The 16557-nt window shown below is 67.4% G+C and carries 15 protein-coding genes; 10 read left to right on the top strand and 5 right to left on the bottom strand.

Annotated features, from left to right (window positions below; genetic code table 11):
• Positions 1 to 218 precede the first annotated feature (218 nt).
• The 5 genes from lldP (at position 219) to KXV01_RS09680 (ending at position 6559) form a co-directional block, all read left to right on the top strand.
• On the top strand, positions 219 to 1877 hold the full coding sequence (lldP, locus tag KXV01_RS09700) for an L-lactate permease (protein ID WP_111096583.1): 1659 nt from the start codon (positions 219 to 221) through the stop codon (positions 1875 to 1877).
• A 53-nt stretch (positions 1878 to 1930) separates the two neighbouring features.
• Entirely contained in the window at positions 1931 to 2695 is a 765-nt protein-coding gene (gene lldR / locus KXV01_RS09695; RefSeq protein ID WP_049414563.1) for a transcriptional regulator LldR, read from the top strand.
• 4 nt (positions 2696 to 2699) lie between these two features.
• Complete coding sequence (gene lldD / locus KXV01_RS09690) at positions 2700 to 3839, top strand: FMN-dependent L-lactate dehydrogenase LldD (protein ID WP_263467737.1); 1140 nt, start codon at positions 2700 to 2702, stop codon at positions 3837 to 3839.
• Complete coding sequence (gene dld / locus KXV01_RS09685) at positions 3836 to 5536, top strand: D-lactate dehydrogenase (protein WP_111096584.1); 1701 nt, start codon at positions 3836 to 3838, stop codon at positions 5534 to 5536. The genes lldD and dld overlap by 4 nt, the downstream gene beginning before the upstream one ends.
• A gap of 138 nt (positions 5537 to 5674) precedes the next feature.
• The gene (locus tag KXV01_RS09680; protein WP_049438369.1) at positions 5675 to 6559 is read left to right on the top strand and encodes a hypothetical protein; all 885 of its coding nucleotides are present in this window, start codon (positions 5675 to 5677) and stop codon (positions 6557 to 6559) included.
• Between the two features lie 101 nt (positions 6560 to 6660).
• Here the strand turns inward: KXV01_RS09680 and KXV01_RS09675 are convergent, their stop codons facing one another.
• Positions 6661 to 6957, bottom strand: a complete 297-nt coding sequence (locus KXV01_RS09675; protein WP_049414567.1) for a hypothetical protein — start codon at positions 6955 to 6957, stop codon at positions 6661 to 6663.
• A gap of 170 nt (positions 6958 to 7127) precedes the next feature.
• On the opposite strand from KXV01_RS09675, the gene KXV01_RS09670 reads away from it, so the two are divergent.
• The gene (locus KXV01_RS09670; protein ID WP_049414568.1) at positions 7128 to 7787 is read left to right on the top strand and encodes a hypothetical protein; all 660 of its coding nucleotides are present in this window, start codon (positions 7128 to 7130) and stop codon (positions 7785 to 7787) included.
• Between the two features lie 68 nt (positions 7788 to 7855).
• Positions 7856 to 8632: a CDP-diacylglycerol diphosphatase gene (locus KXV01_RS09665; RefSeq protein ID WP_111096585.1), complete on the top strand. Its 777-nt coding sequence runs from the start codon at positions 7856 to 7858 to the stop codon at positions 8630 to 8632.
• Here KXV01_RS09665 and KXV01_RS09660 read toward each other — a convergent pair.
• Complete coding sequence (locus KXV01_RS09660; protein ID WP_049414571.1) at positions 8629 to 9264, bottom strand: GNAT family protein; 636 nt, start codon at positions 9262 to 9264, stop codon at positions 8629 to 8631. The two genes, KXV01_RS09665 and KXV01_RS09660, sit on opposite strands and share 4 nt — an antisense overlap.
• A gap of 181 nt (positions 9265 to 9445) precedes the next feature.
• Between KXV01_RS09660 and KXV01_RS09655 the strand changes: the two genes are divergently transcribed.
• Positions 9446 to 12172 (top strand): TonB-dependent receptor, encoded by a 2727-nt coding sequence (locus KXV01_RS09655; protein ID WP_111096586.1) that lies wholly within the window; start codon positions 9446 to 9448, stop codon positions 12170 to 12172.
• A 79-nt stretch (positions 12173 to 12251) separates the two neighbouring features.
• Here KXV01_RS09655 and KXV01_RS09650 read toward each other — a convergent pair whose 3' ends face one another.
• Positions 12252 to 12896 carry a hypothetical protein gene (locus KXV01_RS09650; protein ID WP_049414575.1) on the bottom strand — a complete coding sequence of 215 codons (645 nt, stop codon included), beginning with the start codon at positions 12894 to 12896 and terminating at the stop codon, positions 12252 to 12254.
• 182 nt (positions 12897 to 13078) lie between these two features.
• Here KXV01_RS09650 and KXV01_RS09645 point away from each other — a divergent pair, with 182 nt between their 5' ends.
• Positions 13079 to 14239 (top strand): amidohydrolase family protein, encoded by a 1161-nt coding sequence (locus tag KXV01_RS09645; RefSeq protein ID WP_049440174.1) that lies wholly within the window; start codon positions 13079 to 13081, stop codon positions 14237 to 14239.
• A gap of 49 nt (positions 14240 to 14288) precedes the next feature.
• On the opposite strand, the gene KXV01_RS09640 is transcribed toward KXV01_RS09645, so the two are convergent.
• Both KXV01_RS09640 and KXV01_RS09635 read right to left on the bottom strand, forming a co-directional pair.
• Entirely contained in the window at positions 14289 to 14726 is a 438-nt protein-coding gene (locus tag KXV01_RS09640) for a DUF3806 domain-containing protein (RefSeq protein WP_111096587.1), read from the bottom strand.
• Positions 14727 to 14857: 131 nt separating this feature from the next.
• A complete protein-coding gene (locus KXV01_RS09635) occupies positions 14858 to 15739 on the bottom strand; it encodes a LysR substrate-binding domain-containing protein (protein ID WP_049440171.1) in 882 nt (293 codons plus the stop codon).
• 115 nt (positions 15740 to 15854) lie between these two features.
• Between KXV01_RS09635 and KXV01_RS09630 the strand changes: the two genes are divergently transcribed.
• The gene (locus KXV01_RS09630; protein WP_099495807.1) at positions 15855 to 16556 is read left to right on the top strand and encodes an ankyrin repeat domain-containing protein; all 702 of its coding nucleotides are present in this window, start codon (positions 15855 to 15857) and stop codon (positions 16554 to 16556) included.
• Position 16557 lies beyond the last annotated feature (1 nt).

Below are 16557 nucleotides of genomic sequence, written 5' to 3'. Positions count from 1 at the left end.
CAGGATCCAGTGTGGTGGATACGCGCCACTGTCTCAACTGGCTTAATGGTCGTACCAATAATTCATTCTAACCCTATGGTCTAATAGGATCTTCGCGCAATCGTCGGTTCAATCTGCGTCCAGTGGCTTCGCAATTCATTATCGGTATGACCAATAATGATGGGGCCAACGACCACCCACCCCTGCGGTGGTGAACCCGCCCCCAGTCGAGAGTCTTCATGCAGCCCTGGCAACACCTGTACGACCCCGCCGGCAACCTGTGGTTGTCCAGCCTGATCGCGCTGCTGCCGATCGCGTTCTTCTTCGTTGCCCTGGCCGTGCTGCGCATGAAGGGCTGGCTGGCCGGCACGATCACCGTGGCCATCGCACTCGGCGTGGCCCTGTTGTTCTACCGCATGCCGTTGCCGCAGGCGCTGGGCGCGGCTGGCTTCGGCTTCGTCTACGGCCTGTGGCCGATCGCGTGGATCATCATCGGCGCGGTGTTCCTCTACAAGGTCTCGGTCAAGACCGGACAGTTCGACATCATACGCGCCTCGATCCTGTCGGTGACCGAAGACCAGCGCCTGCAGATGCTGATGGTCGGTTTCGCGTTTGGTGCCTTTCTGGAAGGCGCGGCCGGCTTCGGTGCGCCGGTGGCGATCACCGCAGCGTTGCTGGTCGGGCTGGGCTTCAAGCCGCTGTATGCCGCTGGCCTGTGCCTGATCGTCAACACCGCGCCGGTAGCGTTCGGCGCGATGGGCATTCCGATCATCGTGGCCGGGCAGGTCACCGGCCTGGACGCATTCGAGATCGGCCAGATGGCCGGCCGCCAGTTGCCGTTCCTGACCATCATCGTGCTGTTCTGGATCATGGCGATCATGGATGGTTGGCGCGGCATCAAGGAGACCTGGCCGGCGGTGCTCGTTGCGGGTGGTTCGTTCGCCATCGCGCAGTACCTGACCTCCAACTTCATCGGCCCGGAGCTGCCGGACATCACCGCCTCGCTGGCGTCGCTGGTTTGCCTGACCCTGTTCCTGCGCCGCTGGAAGCCGGTACGGATCTTCCGTTTCGACACCGAAACCAGCGCCGAGGCGGCCGCACAGGCGCTGGAGGCACCGCGCCACAGCGTCGGCCAGATCGCCAGGGCATGGTCGCCGTTCCTGATCCTCACCGCGATGGTCACGCTGTGGAGCATCAAGCCGTTCAAATCGCTGTTCGCGGCGGATGGCCCGCTGGAAGGCTGGGTGCTGAAGATCCCGGTGCCAGGCCTGGACCAGCTGGTGCAGAAGATGCCACCGATCGTGGATGCGCCGCTGAGCTATGACGCCGTCTACAAGTTCGACTGGTTCTCGGCCACCGGTACCTCGATCATCCTGGCCGGGGTGATTGCCATCATCGCGCTGCGCATGCCGGGCCGTTCGGCGCTGCAGACCTTCGGCGAGACCGTGCGTGAGCTGCGCATGCCGATCTACTCGATTGGCATGGTGCTGGCGTTCGCCTTCATCGCCAACTACTCGGGACTGTCTGCCACGCTGGCCCTGGCGCTGGCGCATACCGGCGACGCGTTCCCGTTCTTCTCACCGTTCCTGGGCTGGCTGGGCGTGTTCCTGACCGGCTCGGACACCTCGTCCAATGCGTTGTTCTCGGCGTTGCAGGCGACCACAGCACAGCAGATCGGCGTGTCCGACGTGCTGCTGGTGGCGGCCAACACCACCGGTGGTGTCACCGGCAAGATGATCTCGCCGCAGTCGATCGCCATTGCCTGCGCGGCGGTCGGCCTGGCCGGCAAGGAGTCGGATCTGTTCCGCTTCACGGTCAAGCACAGCCTGATCTTCACCACGATGGTCGGCCTGATCACCCTGGCCCAGGCTTACTGGCTGACCTGGATGATTCCCTGAGCCATGCGCGGCTGGCCGACCACCCGCTGCGCGCTTCGGGCCACAATGACGCCATGAGCACGCAACGTATTTCGGACAAGGTGGCCGCGCAGCTGCGCGGCCTGGTGCAGGAACAACGGCTGCAGCCGGGTGACCGGCTGCCCGCAGAGCGCACCCTGGCGGTGCAGCTGGGGGTCTCGCGCACCGCGCTGCGCGAGGCCATCGCGCAGCTGGCCAGCCAGGGCCTGCTGACCGCACGCGTCGGTGGCGGCACCTACGTGGCCGAGCCTGCGGCACGCGCGCGGCAGGCGCTGGATGAACCGCTGGCGCCGTACCTGCCGCTGTTCCAGGGCGACCCGGAATACCGCTTCGACGTGCTGGAGATCCGCCACGCGCTGGAAGGTGCCACCGCCTGGCATGCGGCGCTGCGTGCCACTGACGAGGACCGCACGCGCATCGCGCAGGCCTTCCAGACCATGATGGACGCGCACGGCAAGGACGACCCCACCGGCGAAGCCGAGGCCGACGCGGCCTTCCACCTGTCCATCGCCGAGGCCTCGCACAACCTGGTCCTTCTGCAGGTGATGCGCGGCCTGTTCGAACTGCTTCAGACCAACATCTCGCAGAGCCGCGAAAAGCTCTACACCTCGGCGAGGACCTTCTCGCCGTTGTCCGACCAGCACCGCGAGATGATGGACGCGGTGCTGGACGGCGATCCCGAACGCGCGCGCGCCGCCGCGCATGCCCACCTCGAGTTCGTGCACACCACGCTGCGCACTCTCGATGACAACGAAGCCCGGCGCGCGCGGGCCTCGCGCCTGCCTTCCCCCCACGGTTGACCCCATGATCATCTCCGCCTCCACCGATTACCGTGCTGCTGCCGAACGCCGGCTGCCGCCGTTCCTGTTCCACTACATCGATGGCGGCGCGTATGCCGAGCACACGCTGAAGCGCAACGTTTCCGACCTGTCCGACATCGCGCTGCGCCAGCGCATCCTGCGCAACATGTCCGACCTGAGCCTGGAAACCGAGCTGTTCGGTGAGAAACTGGCGATGCCGGTGGCGCTGGCGCCGGTCGGCCTGACCGGCATGTATGCGCGGCGCGGTGAAGTACAGGCGGCGCGCGCGGCCGACGGCCGTGGCATTCCATTCACCCTGTCCACGGTGTCGGTGTGCCCGATCGAGGAAGTGGCACCGGCCATCCAGCGGCCGATGTGGTTCCAGCTGTACGTGCTGCGCGACCGCGGCTTCATACGCAACGCGCTGGAGCGGGCGCAGGCCGCAGGCGTGACCACGCTGGTATTCACCGTGGACATGCCGGTGCCGGGCGCGCGCTACCGCGATGCACACTCGGGCATGAGCGGCCCGAATGCCTCGCTGCGCCGTATCGGCCAGGCCATCACCCATCCGCACTGGGCGTGGGACGTGGGCCTGTTCGGCCGCCCGCATGACCTGGGCAACATCTCCACCTACCGCGGCAACCCCACCGGGCTGGAGGATTACATCGGTTGGCTGGGCAGCAACTTCGATCCCTCCATTTCGTGGAAGGACCTGGAGTGGATCCGCGAGTTCTGGAAGGGCCCGATGGTGATCAAGGGCATCCTCGACCCGGATGACGCGCGTGATGCGGTGAAGTTCGGTGCCGATGGCATCGTGGTCTCCAATCACGGTGGCCGCCAGCTGGACGGCGTGCTGTCCACCGCACGTGCGTTGCCGGCCATCGCCGATGCGGTGCAGGGCGACCTGAAGATCCTCGCCGATTCCGGCATCCGCACCGGCCTGGACGTGGTGCGCATGCTGGCACTGGGGGCCGATGCCGTGCTGCTGGGCCGCGCCTTCATCTATGCGCTGGCCGCGCAGGGCGAGGTCGGCGTGGCCAACCTGCTGGACCTGATCGGCAAGGAAATGCGCGTGGCGATGACCCTGACCGGTGCGCGCCGCATCGCCGACATCGGCCGCGATTCGCTGGTCAGCCTGCCATGAGCGGCTACGACGCCGTGCTGGCACAGTTGCGCGATGCGGTCGGCAATCGCCATGTACTGACCAGCGACAAGGCCACGCGGCGCTTCCGTCGCGGCTACCGCTTCGGCGATGGCCCAGTGCTGGCGGTGGTGCGCCCGGGTACGCTGCTGGAACTGTGGCGCGTGCTGCAGGCGGCGGTGCAGGGTGGGGCGGCGATCATCCTGCAGGCGGCCAATACCGGCCTGACCGGCGGCTCGACCCCGGATGGCGATGACTATGGACGGCCGATCGTGCTGGTCAGCACGCTGCGCCTGACCGGCATCCAGTTGTTGAACGAAGGCCGCCAAGTGCTGTGCCTGCCCGGCGCCACGCTGGACCGCCTGGAGCAGACGCTGGCTCCGCTGGGTCGCGAACCGCATTCGGTGATCGGCTCGTCCTGCATCGGTGCCTCGGTGCTGGGCGGCATCTGCAACAACTCTGGTGGCGCGCTGGTGCGACGTGGCCCGGCCTACACCGAGCTGGCGCTGTATGCGAAGGTCGATGCGCAGGGCCAGTTGCAGCTGGTCAACCATCTGGGCATCGCGCTGGGTGATACGCCCGAGCAGATCCTGCAGCGCCTGCAGGCCGGTGACTACACGGCCGCCGACGTGGGCGATGGCGACGGCCGTGCGGCTTCCGATCCGCGCTACGCCGACGAAGTGCGCAAGGTCGACGCCGATACCCCGGCGCGTTTCAATGCGGATCCCCGCCGCCACTTCGAGGCGGCCGGGTCCGCGGGCAAGCTGGCGGTGTTCGCGGTGCGCCTGGACACCTTCGAGAAGGAGGCTGCCGAGGTCTTCTATATCGGCAGCAACCGCACCGACAGCCTCACCGCGATCCGTCGCCAGCTGCTGACCGGCTTCGAGCGCCTGCCGATTGCCGGTGAGTACATCCACCGCGATGCCTATGACATCGGCGAGCGCTACGGCAAGGACAGCTTCCTGCTGATCGATCGACTCGGTACCTCCCGTGTGCCCGCGGCGTTCGCGCTGAAGAGCCGCATCGATGGCTGGTTCGAACGGCTGGGCCTGCGGGGGGTGACCGACCGGGTGATGCAGGTGCTGACCGGCCTGCTGCCCTCGCACCTGCCCAAGCGCATGGGCGAGTTCCGGCAACGCTATGAGCATCACCTGTTGCTGAAGGTTTCCGCGCAGGACGCGGCGGCGACCGAAACCTGGCTGCGCGGGTTCTTCGCCGGGCACGAAGGCGGCTATTTCCACTGCACGGCCGAGGAGGGGCGCAAGGCGTTCCTGCATCGCTTCGCGGTGGCCGGTGCGGCAGTCCGCTATCGCGAAGTGCATCGTGAGCAGGTGCAGGACATCGTCGCGCTGGATATCGCATTGCGCCGCGACGATGCGGATTGGTTCGAGCAGTTGCCACCCGATATCGACGCCCGCCTGCTGCACAAGCTGTATTACGGGCACTTCCTGTGCCACGTGTTCCACCAGGACTACATCGCGCGCAAGGGTGAAGACCCGATGGCGATCGAGCATTCGATGTGGGCATTGCTGGACCAGCGTGGTGCCGAGTATCCGGCCGAGCACAATGTCGGCCACCTGTACCCGGCCAAGCCGGCGCTGGCGGATTTCTACCGGCAGCTGGACCCGAGCAATACGTTCAATCCCGGTATCGGCCAGACGTCAAAGGCCAAGGGCTGGGGGAACTGCGACTGCGGATGATGCAGAGCCGGGCCGGCGCTCGCCTGATGTCGGATGGCAAGCAGTCGAGCAGGGTTTGGCGCTACAAAAGCCAAGTCGAGCAGTTCGACGTCGCCCGGGCAGCGGTTACCATCGGAACCCCAGCCACAGGAGCCACCCATGCATTCCATTTCCGTCCGCGCCGCCCTGTGCGCTGCACTGCTGGCGACCCCGCTGCTGGTGCTGGCCCAGTCTTCTATCCTGCCGCAGCAGCGCGACGCGGCCGGCAACGTGATGGAGCCGCTGGGACAGGTGCTGATCGCGAATGAGACCGGACCTTCGGGGCTTTATGACTGCACGCGGGACGGCACCTGGTGCGTGCGCGTGCAGCCGGTTGCCGAGGAGGGTGACCGGCCGAGCGTGCTGGAAGTGCTTGAGAAGGTGCAGGGCCAGGGCAAGCCACACACCTACCACGTCAGCATCGACGTGCCGCAGGAAGCCGACCTGTCACTGTGGCCGTGGATCGTGCGGCTGGCGCCGGGCGTGGGCAGCGATGAAGCGGTGACCGACCCGCAGCAGCGCGCCCACCAGAATGTGCTGGTGGGCGGCATCGTCAAGTTCAGCACCATGTACTCCGGTGGAGGTGCCGACGCGTCCACGCTGCAGTTGGCACGCGTGCGCCACCTGCAGGACGACATCCAGGTGGACGACGACGTGCTGACCGTGCCATGGCTGGGCAATGCGATGATCCGAGCCTGTTTCAGCGAGCAGGACAGCAAGCAGCGCGCAGGCGCCTGCCACGACGAGTACGGCTTCTCGGCGAAGCTGGCGCTGGACACGGCTGCCCAGGGCATGCCGGTGCTGCGCTACCAGACGGTGGCGACCCGGTTCCCGGCCGGCGTTTCACGTTTCGAGGATTCACTGGCCAAGGGGCCGCTGAAGAAGAAGGATCTGCGCACCGAGCAGGACCCGGCGTGCAGCTACACGCGGCTGTTCCGCTTCAGTGATGGGGTGTTCCGCCCCGACCAGGCGCTGCCGGACTGCGCCGGCTACACCGAGCCCTGAGTTGTAGCGTCGAGCCATGCTCGACTCGCGTTTTCTGTAGAGCCGAGCCTGCGCTCGGCTGTCACGGAAGCGCAGCCGAGCTGGGCACGGCTCTGCAGCGCCTACTCGCAGCGCGTGGAAGTGATGATGTTGTCCTTGTCCACGAACACGCGCAGGCGGTCCTGGCGGATGTCCTTGGTGGTGATGGTGCTGGGGCCGATCGGGTTGACCAGGCCGGCGCCGCTCTCGCTGGACAGGCGGCGGATGTTGGGTTCGTTGGCCGGCTGGCCGATCGCCCAGCCCAGCTGGCTGGCATCGCAGTGGCCGGTACCCTTGACCTGCGGGCCAGGAGTGCTGACGCAGGCCGACAGCAGCAGGGCCGACGCAGGCAGTAACAGGGACAGACGGAAGGCGGACATGCGAGCGCTCCTGCGCGGGGAAGATGGGCGGAACGATAGCACCCGTCGCGCGAAAGGCGTCAGCACTCCGGTCATTGCCGGCACAGCGTGGTCATTGCATAGTGGCAGGGATGGCTGGCAGCACGCCAGCGGGCAGGCCGGGCCATTCCGGTGCAGATGTTGGATACGCTATGACGGCAGGCAGTTTGCGCGACAAGCGCAGGGCGAGAAGGATACTGGCAGTGTCGGTGCTGGGCGTGGCGTTTGCCGCCTCTGCCATCGAGCCGGCGCCGGACGCCGCTGCGGAAGCGCCGGTGTTCGGTGCCTGGCGCAACCTGCAGACCGAGGCAGGCTACGCACCCGCCCAGCGCAACCTGGCGTTCGCGATGCTGCCGCAGGCCGCCACCCGCGGCGATCGATTCGCCATTGTCGATCGTGAGGGCAAGCGCGCGGTGTGCTGCCTGCAGGTGGCCAGCCCGTCGCTGGGCGTGGCCGCACTGCGCGAGCAATACCACCTGCCACAGGCCTGGGTGACCGACCTCAGCAATGGCCGCAGCCCGGCACGCCCCTACCTGCCGCATGTCTATGCGATGCAGCGCGTGGATGAACTGGCCGACTATGGTTTCACCGATGTGCCGGGGGCCTACAGCGACCTGGGTGGGCTGCTGATTCCCGAAGGTGCCGCGCTGGAGGCCGATGGCAGTGCCGTGCGCCTGGGGGATGACCGCTATTCCCTGCATTTCCAGCGCCAGCCGCACGCCGAAGATGATGGCGCACTGGACCGCTACACCTTGCAGGCGGGCGAGGGCGTGGCCCCGATCGTGGTTGAAGTGCCGTTCGGCACCTACTGATTGCAGCACCGCGCTGGCTAGAATGCAGCGCGGCGCCGCCTGCCGTGCCTGTTCCGTGAGTCGCCGCCGTGTCCCTGCGCCCGTTGCTGCTGTCGCCCCTGCTGCTGTTGTCCGCCTGTGCGAGCGCGCCTCCGCCGCCCGCCCATTCCGATGCACTGTGGCGCCTGATCGAGCGTGACTGCCAGGCAGCTGACGGCCCGCGCGGCAGCTGCCTGCGGGTGGAGACGGCGGCCGGCCGCCGTGACGTGCTGGTCAAGGATGCACACGGTGACTACCAGTTCCTGCTGATGCCGCTGGACAAGGTAAGTGGCATCGAGAGCCGCGGTCTTTACCAGCGTGGGGCGCCCAACTATTTCGCGGCCGCCTGGCAGGCGCGCGCGCGCACCGAACAGGCCCTGGGCCAGCCATTGCCGCGCAACGTGGCCAGCCTGGCGCTGAACTCACCGCACGGACGGTCGCAGCACCAGTTGCATATCCATGTCGATTGCCTGCGCACGGACGTGTTGCAGGCCCTGGATGCACACGCCGGCACCCTGGGGCCACGCTGGTCACCGTTGCCGGTGCTTCTGCGCGGGCATCAGTACCAGGCCTATCTGTTGCCCGGTGCAGAAATGACCGCCAATCCGCTCAACCTGTTGGCCTATGGCTTGAGTGGCGTGGGCGATGTGGGCCAGTGGAGCCTGGTGGTGGCCGGACGCGATGACGTGCAGGGCGGCCCCGGCTTCATCCTGCTGACCACCCGCGTGGATGCCGCCAGCGGCAACGATGCCAGCGGCGAAGAACTGCAGGACCATGCCTGCACGGTGCTGACCGGCGCGGGTGCGGCACTGGAGCGGGTGCGCTAGCCGATCCGTTGCAGATTGCTGCGCCACGCCGGCGCGGTAAGCGCCAGCAGCTGGCGGTCATGCCATCCCTCGGCATCCAGGTGGTAGTCGCGCAGGATGCCTTCGCGCATGAAGCCGTGGGCCTGCAGTGCCTGGGCGAAAGGGGTGGTGCAACCCGGCGGCAGTAGGACGAAGATGCGATGCAGGCCGACATTGTCGAACAGGAACGGGCACAGCGCGCGCAGTGTGGCCTGTGGATGCGCGTTGCGGTGCTGCAGCGACTGCAGTTCTGCGCAGCGCGAATGCAGCGACTGCAGGCGGACATGCAGCTGGTCGTGCAGGATGCCCTGCGCGTCGTCGAACACCCCCAGTACCAGCAGATCGTTGTCTTCCTGTAGGCGTGAACGATGGACGCTGGCGAGGAAGCGGGCCTCTTCATCAATGCCGTAGGACGGCCGTTGGCCGCGCTGGCGACGGTCGTCGAAGGTGCGCCAGCGCGGCAGATCGGTGCGCTGGAACGAACGCAGGGTGATGGGCGTTGCCTGTAGGTGCAGCAGGTGGCGGCGAAGGACGGGGCGCAGCGGGGCGAGGTGGGTGTAGGTGGCGCGGTTGGTCATCCATGCACGATGCGTATCGGAAAAGCGCCAGACCATGCAATTCATTGCAAAAGTGTGGCGGTGCCGTGGGTCCTTCTGATTCGGTTCAGGCATAAGCCCATCAGGGCTGGTCATTTCCGTTGAAACCACCCATTCAGGACACTTTCGTTACGGGATCGTTATGTGCCGCACAGGCCACGGCTCCCCCGTACCACCCGCCCACTCCCCCAGGAAGCCCATGTCCGCCTCCCACAAGGCGTTGCGCCCGCGTCCGCTGGTGCTCGCGCTGTCGTCCCTGATGCTGGTCTCGCTGCCGGCCTTCGCGCAGGAAAGCGCACCCACCACATTGCAGGAAGTGAAGGTCACCGGCTCGCGCATTCCGCGTGCCAGCGTCGAAGGGCCGTCGCCGGTAACGGTGATCAGCCGCGAGCAGATTGACGCGCAGGGCTACCGCAATGCCTTCGACGCGCTCAGTGCGTTGACCGAGAACACCGGCAACGTGCAGGGCGAGGACTTCGGCAATACCTTCACCCCGGCCGCCAACACCATCAACCTGCGCGGACTGGGTCCGAACCGCACGCTGGTGCTGGTCAACGGCCGCCGCCAGGCCGACTACCCGCTGGCCTACGAGGGCTCGGTGAACGTGGTCAACCTGGCCAACATTCCCAGCGCCCTGATCGAGCGCATCGAAGTGCTGGCTGCTGGTGCGTCGGCGGTGTACGGGTCCGACGCCATTGCCGGTGTGGTCAACATCATCCTCAAGGACCGTTTTGAAGGCGTGGACGTCAACGTGCGCGCCGGCGGCACCCAGCAGGGCGGGGGTGACAACCAGCGCGCGCAGGTGGTGGGCGGCAGTTCCGGCGAGCGTTGGGATGCGCTGTTCGGCTTCGAGTTCGATGTGCGCAAGGCGATCCACGCGCGCCAACGCGACTTCATGGATTCGCTGGACGATGATCCGGCCGGCAAGGCGCCGCAGGCAACGGCGATCGCCTACCGTCGCAACGCCGCCACCGGCCGCAACATCGATCCGGGCGTGAGCGGCTGCGACGCAGCGTCGGATATTTATGGCGGCAGCGTGTTCCGTGCCAGCAACCCGCGCCTGGGCTGGTACTGCGGCAGCAACGAGGCCGCGGCCAGCTACTGGACGGTGCAGACCGAGAAGCGCAACCTCAACGGCTATGGCCTGGCGACCTTCCACCTCAACGAGACCACCGACCTGTTCGCCGATGTCGCCGTGGGCAGCGCGCGCATCTACAACAACACGCGCGCGCCGACCTGGACGTCGTCACGCAACTACTTCTACAACCAGAACAGCGGGAACCTGGAGAGCTGGTACCGCCGCTTCGCGCCGGAAGAAATCGGTGGCCTGCCGCGCAATGCCAACCGGTTCCTGGAAAACTCGTGGTCGTTCAACGTGGGCGCACGCGGCCAGATCGGCGACAGCGGCTGGGACTACGAGGCGGTCTACAGCCGTTCGCGCTACGAGAACCGCACCCGTCGCCCGGTGCTGCTGGCCGGCATCAACGAGTACCTGCTGGGCCCGAAGCTGGGCGTGCGCAATGGCGTGGAGGTCTATGCGCCGGACCCGGTGCGCCTGTTCAAGCCTTTGACTCCGAACGAGTACGAGGGCCTGTCCGGCTACCAGGAAAGCCGCAACGCGGCGTGGCTGCAGACCTTCAGCGCCAGTGTCAATGGCCGCCTGTTCGCACTGCCGGGCGGCGATGCTGCGCTGGCGGCAGTGGTCGAGGCCGGCAGCCAGGGCTACCGCAACCGCCCGGACCCGCGGCTGGGCACCGGCGAGTTCTGGAACACCAGCGCCGGTATCGGTGCCGGCGGTGATCGTGACCGCTATGCGGCCGGCGTTGAACTGCAGTTGCCGTTGCTGCAATCGCTGACCACCACGCTGGCCGGCCGCTACGACCAGTACCGCGCAGGCGGCGAGCACATCGGCAAGGCGACCTGGAGCTTCGGCGTCGAGTTCCGCCCGATCGAGAGCCTGTTGATCCGCGGCTCTGCCGCGACCAGCTTCCGTGCGCCGGACATGAACTATGTGTTCGCGACCGAGACCCGCGGCTACAACCCGGGCATGACCGACTACTGGCGCTGCCGCACCGCAGGCCAGTCGTACGACAACTGCGACTACAACGGCCTGTCGATCGACTACAGCAACCGTGCCAACGCACAGCTGCAGCCGGAAACCGCCAAGTCCTATGGTTTCGGCGTGGTCTGGTCGCCGCTGTCCGGGCTGGACTTCAGTGCTGACTACTACGACATCCGCATCGACAACGAGGTCACCAGCCTCGACACCAGCCGCATCCTGCGTGATGAAGCCGATTGCCGCCTGGGCCGCACGCTGGGTGGCGAAGCGCGCGATATCGGTTCACCGCTGTGCCAGGACGCGCTGTCGCGGGTGATCCGCAACCCGTCAAATGCCACGGTGCAGCCGGACCAGGTAACCCGCGTGCTGATCAACCCGATCAACGCGGCCTCCGAATCGGTGCGCGGCCTGGACCTGAAGGGCAACTGGCGTTTCGATGCCGGCCGCTATGGCCGCTTCACCACGCGCCTGGCCTACACCGTGGTGCTGGAGCACACGTACCGGCAGTTCGCCGATGATCCGGAGCGTGACATCCGCAATTCGCTGGATGATTACCAGTGGCGCAGCAAGGCCAATGGCAGCATCACCTGGAACCAGGGAGACTGGACCACCACGCTGTACGGCAATCGTTTCGGTTCACTGCCGAAGACCGATGGCAGTGGCCGCATCGCGCCGTACATGACCTACAACGCCAGCGTGTTCCGCCAGTTCGGCGAGAACCTGTCGGTGGGCGTGATCGTCAACAACCTGCGTGACAGCCGCCCGCCGGCGGACAGGAACGGTGGCGGCTGGCCGTTCTACCCGGTCGGCAACTACGACCCCTATGGCCGCCAATACTGGGTACAGCTGGACTATCGGTTCCGCTGATCCGGCAGGCAGACAGAAGGCCTGGCAATGCCGGGCCTTCTGCTGTCGAGACACCGCGGTGATGGCGCGCGCCGGTCGCCTAGGGCAGCGCCTGTTGCAGGTACGACTCGATGACGTAGCTGAAGGGCTGCTGCTGGCGATCGCGTAGCAGCGCGCGCACTTCCAGGACCACGCCGTGGTCGCCTTGGCCACGCGGTGGCCAGAACGTCTGGTCGGCCAGTGTCTGGCGCTGGAAGCCGAGCGGGCCGACCACGCGGCCAAAGGGTTCGTCGGTGCTGTCCAGCACCTGGTTCATGGCCGGGCTGAGATGGTCCGGCAGGTACCAGTTGTCGGCCTCGGAGAGGACGCGGCTGCCACAGACCAGCTGTACCCGGCGGTAGCGCAGGGCGGTGCCCGGTTGCGTTGCGCCCAGCGCCTGCAGCACGTCGGCGGGGGCAGGCTTGTCCTGGCCGTGCACACGCACCGCGCGCACCCGCGCCTGTTCGGCCAGGCCGTGTTCGGCGCACCAGTGTTCCAGGGTGGCGGTGGCGCTCTGCCCGGACAGCACGCGCTGGTGCAACCGCTCGACCAGGGCAGCCGATGCGATGCGCTGTTGGCCAGGCGGTGCCTGCGGCGGCGCGGTAGCGGCCGCATCGGTGGCGGACAGGCTGGCGATCGGGGCAGCAGCGAGCAGGGACGCGGCCTGCCAGCGGCGGAGGCGATCGTGGCGGTCGGACGGGCCCATGCGGCATCACAACGGAAACAGGCGCCTATGGTACCCGTTCAGGCGTGTGCACGGCGTGGCTGCGAGCGATCGTGGCAGGGCGATCATCGGTCTGATGAATATCTGGCATCCAGATATTTCGTTGGCCGATGGTTTTGCGGAGGCGCACGCTGGCGCCATTCTTGGCTTTCCCGGAGTCCCCAATGACCCTCCAGTTCGTCCATGGCGGTGTAGACCGCTACGGCGCGCCACTGCATTTCCATATCCGTGGCGGCCGCATCAGTGGCCTCAATGGCGAGGCCTCGCCGGCCGACGGGGCAGAATGCGTCGACCTGCAGGGCTTCGCGGTCCTGCCCGGGCTGGTCGACGGCCACATCCATCTGGACAAGAGTTTTGTCGGCGACCGCTGGCACCCGCATCAGCCGGTGAACAGCCTGCGTGAGCGGCTGGCGGTGGAGAAGGCCGCGGTAGCGGGTGCCGCGCCGATGGTGGACCGTGCCGAGGCATTGATCCGCCAGTGCAGCCGCTTCGGCACCGTGGCGATGCGCTGCCACGTGGATGTGGATGGCAGCACCGGCCTGCGCCATCTCGAGGCGGTCCGCGAAGCGGCGCGGCGCTGTGCCGACCTCATGCGCATCCAGCTGGTGGCGTTCCCGCAGGCCGGGGTGATGTCCTGTCCGGGTACCGCCGCCGTACTGGAACAGGCGCTTTCCGCGGGCGTGGAGGTGCTCGGCGGCATCGACCCGACCACGCTGGATGGCGATGCTGAAGGCCAGCTGGCACTGCTGTTCGGCCTGGCCGAGCGCTATGGCGTGGGCCTGGACATCCACCTGCACGAGCCCGGCGAGACCGGACTGGCGCAGCTGCTGCGCATTGCCGCGCGGACCCGGGCCGCTGGCCTGCAGGGGCGGGTGGCGGTCAGTCATGCCTACTCGCTGGGCGACGTGCCGCTGGCGCGCGCGTTGCAGGTGGGCGAGGCGCTGGCGACGGCGGGCGTGGCGATCATGAGCAATGCCCCGGGTGATCATCCATTTCCGCCTTTGCGCGCACTGCATGATGCGAGCGTGCGCGTGTTCGCCGGCAATGACAACATCCGCGACTGCTGGTGGCCGTACGGCAACGGCGACCTGCTGCAGCGGGCGATGCTGCTGGGCTACCGTTCCGGGTTCTACACCGACGCCGACCTGATGCTGGCGCTGGACATGGTCACCACCCATGCCGCGCAGGTGATCGGCCTGCCGCAGCATGGCATTGCCGAAGGCCTGCCGGCGACGTTCGTGGCGGTTCGCGCCGACCACGGCCCGGCGGCGGTGGCCGGGGTGCCGGTGGAGCGCAAGGTGGTCGTTGATGGCCGCTGGCTGTAGATCCAGGCCGCGCGACCCCCTGTAGCGCCGAGCCATGCTCGGCGACCTTTCAGGCGTAATCGTCTGCGCGGGTGGCGACGAACTCTTCCAGCCACGCCAGCAGATGGGCGATGTCGATGACCTCGCCCTGCTCCACGCGCTTGAGCAGCAGGGTGCCGGCGCCGATCTGCAGGCTGCTGTCGGCATAGCGCAGCACTGCATCGATGCCCCAGGCATCGGTGACCTGCATCCAGGCCAGGCCAGGCACGCGCTGGGCCAGGGTGTCACCGAACGCGACGCCCAGGGCTTCCCAGCCGCCGCAGTCGTCACGATCGATCAGTTCGGCATCGACCACGCGCTGCAATGTGCTGGCGGCCAGCGGCCATTGCACCGGCAACGTCGGGAAGCTGGCGGCCACGCGTGCCGCGATCAGCGAGCGTTGGTGCTGAAGGTGCGTCTGCAGGGCGGCGGGCAGGGGATCGAAGCGGGTCGGGGTTTCGTCGGACATGGCGAGGCGCCGTGGAGCACGGAAACAAGGGGCACTTTACGAGGCGATGATGCCCGCCGTGCGGCAAGATTGATCAGATATCGATGATCAATGCGCGAAAGGCATCCACGCATGGCGTGGACCTACCGTGGTCAGTCCGGTTCGCGCTGCACCTGCCGCCACAGCTCGCTGGCCAGTGCCCGCACCGCATCATCGGCATCGGCACGATGCAGCAGGCCGATTTCGTAGTTGTCGATCACCGGCAGCCCACGCTCGCCATCGATGATGCGGTGCTCGCGCGTGACCGCGCGGCGCGGCAGCAGGCTGATGCCGATGCCATCGGCCACCGCGCCCTGGATGCCGCTCAGCGACGAACTGGTGAAGGCGATGCGCCAGCGCAGGCCCAGCGCTTCCACGGCGTGGATCATCTCGTCGCGGTACAGCCCGCGTGGCGGGAAGGTGACCAGCGGCAGCGGGTCCTGCTGCAGGCAGCTGCTGCGCAGGCTGTCGATCCAGTGCATCGGCTCGCGCCGGCAATGCACCGCCTGGCGGCTGTTGCGGCGTTGCTTGACCAGCACCAGGTCCAGCTCGCCGTGGTCGAAGCCCTGCGCCAGGTCACGGCTCAGGCCGCTGCTGATCTCCAGCTTCACCTGCGGGTGGCGGCGGCTGAAGGCGGCCAGCATGCGGGTGGTCTGCGGGTTGACGAAGTCTTCGGGTACGCCGATGCGGACCGCGGTCTCCACCATCGCGCCGGCCAGCGCCTGGGCCATTTCCTCGTTCAGGTCGAGCATGCGCCGCGCGTAGCCGAGCAGGGTGTGGCCGGCGTCGGTGGGGTGCACATCGCGGTGGCCGCGCTCGAGCAGGCGATGCCCGGCCAGTTCCTCCAGCCGCCGCACCTTCTGGCTGACCGTGGACTGGGTCGAATGCAGGCGCGTGGCCGCCGTGGTGAAGCTGCCGCAGTCGGCCACCATCACCAGCGCCCGCAGCAGGTCCAGTTCGAACAGGGTTCTATTCGATTTGGCACTGTCTTGCATTTGAACATTTCACTTCTGGATACCCAGGCCGACTTCTACCATGCGGGACAGGGGCCGGCAATGCGCGACCCCTGCGACCATCGCCCTGCGGCGATGGAGAAAAGGAGACACCGTGATGCGCTTCCATTGCCCCGCTGGCTGGCCTGCACCGTTCACGCGCGTGCTGCTGTGGTGTCTGCTGGCCATGGTCGCCCCTGCCTGCACTGCTACGTCCAGGGCCGACGCAGACGCGCGCCTGCGTGATGCCGCCAGTCGCGGCGACGCCGGGGCGGTGCGCGGAGCACTGGCCGATGGTGCTGATCTGGAGGCGCGTGACGGCCAGGGCCGCACGGCGCTGCTGCTGGCCACGCAGGGCAACAACGTGGATGCCGCGCGCGAACTGATCGAGGCCGGGGCGGACGTCAATGCCAAGGATGCGCTGCAGGACAGTGCTTACCTGTATGCCGGCGCGCGCGGCCTGGACGAGATCCTGGCGATGACCCTGGCGCACGGCGCCGATCTGCGCAGCACCAACCGCTATGGCGGCACCGCGTTGATTCCGGCCGCCGAGCGCGGCCATGTCGCCACCGTGCGCACGCTGCTGCGCGCAGGTGTGGCGGTGGACCATGTCAACCGCCTGCACTGGACCGCGCTGCTGGAAGCGATCCTGCTCGGCGATGGCGGTACACGCCATGTGCAGATCGTGCAGCTGCTGCTGGAGGCCGGTGCCGACCCGGAGCTGGCCGACGGCGATGGCGTAACGCCACTGGCGCACGCGCGCCAGCGTGGCTATGCCGGCATTGAAACCCTGCTGCGCCAGCACGGCGCGGCGCGCTGAA

Origin of the sequence: Stenotrophomonas sp. Ps181 (assembly GCF_025697425.1) — a bacterium.
GTDB classification, from domain to species: domain Bacteria; phylum Pseudomonadota; class Gammaproteobacteria; order Xanthomonadales; family Xanthomonadaceae; genus Stenotrophomonas; species Stenotrophomonas sepilia.
This window is presented reverse-complemented; position numbering and strand designations above follow the sequence as displayed.

Bases quoted from the DNA above. Each gene is read 5' to 3' on its own strand.
- lldP (WP_111096583.1), top strand. From the start codon at position 219: ATGCAGCCCTGGCAACACCTGTACGACCCCGCCGGCAACCTGTGGTTG.
- lldR (WP_049414563.1), top strand. From the start codon at position 1,931: ATGAGCACGCAACGTATTTCGGACAAGGTGGCCGCGCAGCTGCGCGGC.
- lldD (WP_263467737.1), top strand. From the start codon at position 2,700: ATGATCATCTCCGCCTCCACCGATTACCGTGCTGCTGCCGAACGCCGG.
- dld (WP_111096584.1), top strand. From the start codon at position 3,836: ATGAGCGGCTACGACGCCGTGCTGGCACAGTTGCGCGATGCGGTCGGC.
- KXV01_RS09680 (WP_049438369.1), top strand. From the start codon at position 5,675: ATGCATTCCATTTCCGTCCGCGCCGCCCTGTGCGCTGCACTGCTGGCG.
- KXV01_RS09675 (WP_049414567.1), bottom strand. From the start codon at position 6,957: ATGTCCGCCTTCCGTCTGTCCCTGTTACTGCCTGCGTCGGCCCTGCTG.
- KXV01_RS09670 (WP_049414568.1), top strand. From the start codon at position 7,128: ATGACGGCAGGCAGTTTGCGCGACAAGCGCAGGGCGAGAAGGATACTG.
- KXV01_RS09660 (WP_049414571.1), bottom strand. From the start codon at position 9,264: ATGGTCTGGCGCTTTTCCGATACGCATCGTGCATGGATGACCAACCGC.
- KXV01_RS09655 (WP_111096586.1), top strand. From the start codon at position 9,446: ATGTCCGCCTCCCACAAGGCGTTGCGCCCGCGTCCGCTGGTGCTCGCG.
- KXV01_RS09650 (WP_049414575.1), bottom strand. From the start codon at position 12,896: ATGGGCCCGTCCGACCGCCACGATCGCCTCCGCCGCTGGCAGGCCGCG.
- KXV01_RS09645 (WP_049440174.1), top strand. From the start codon at position 13,079: ATGACCCTCCAGTTCGTCCATGGCGGTGTAGACCGCTACGGCGCGCCA.
- KXV01_RS09640 (WP_111096587.1), bottom strand. From the start codon at position 14,726: ATGTCCGACGAAACCCCGACCCGCTTCGATCCCCTGCCCGCCGCCCTG.
- KXV01_RS09635 (WP_049440171.1), bottom strand. From the start codon at position 15,739: ATGCAAGACAGTGCCAAATCGAATAGAACCCTGTTCGAACTGGACCTG.
- KXV01_RS09630 (WP_099495807.1), top strand. From the start codon at position 15,855: ATGCGCTTCCATTGCCCCGCTGGCTGGCCTGCACCGTTCACGCGCGTG.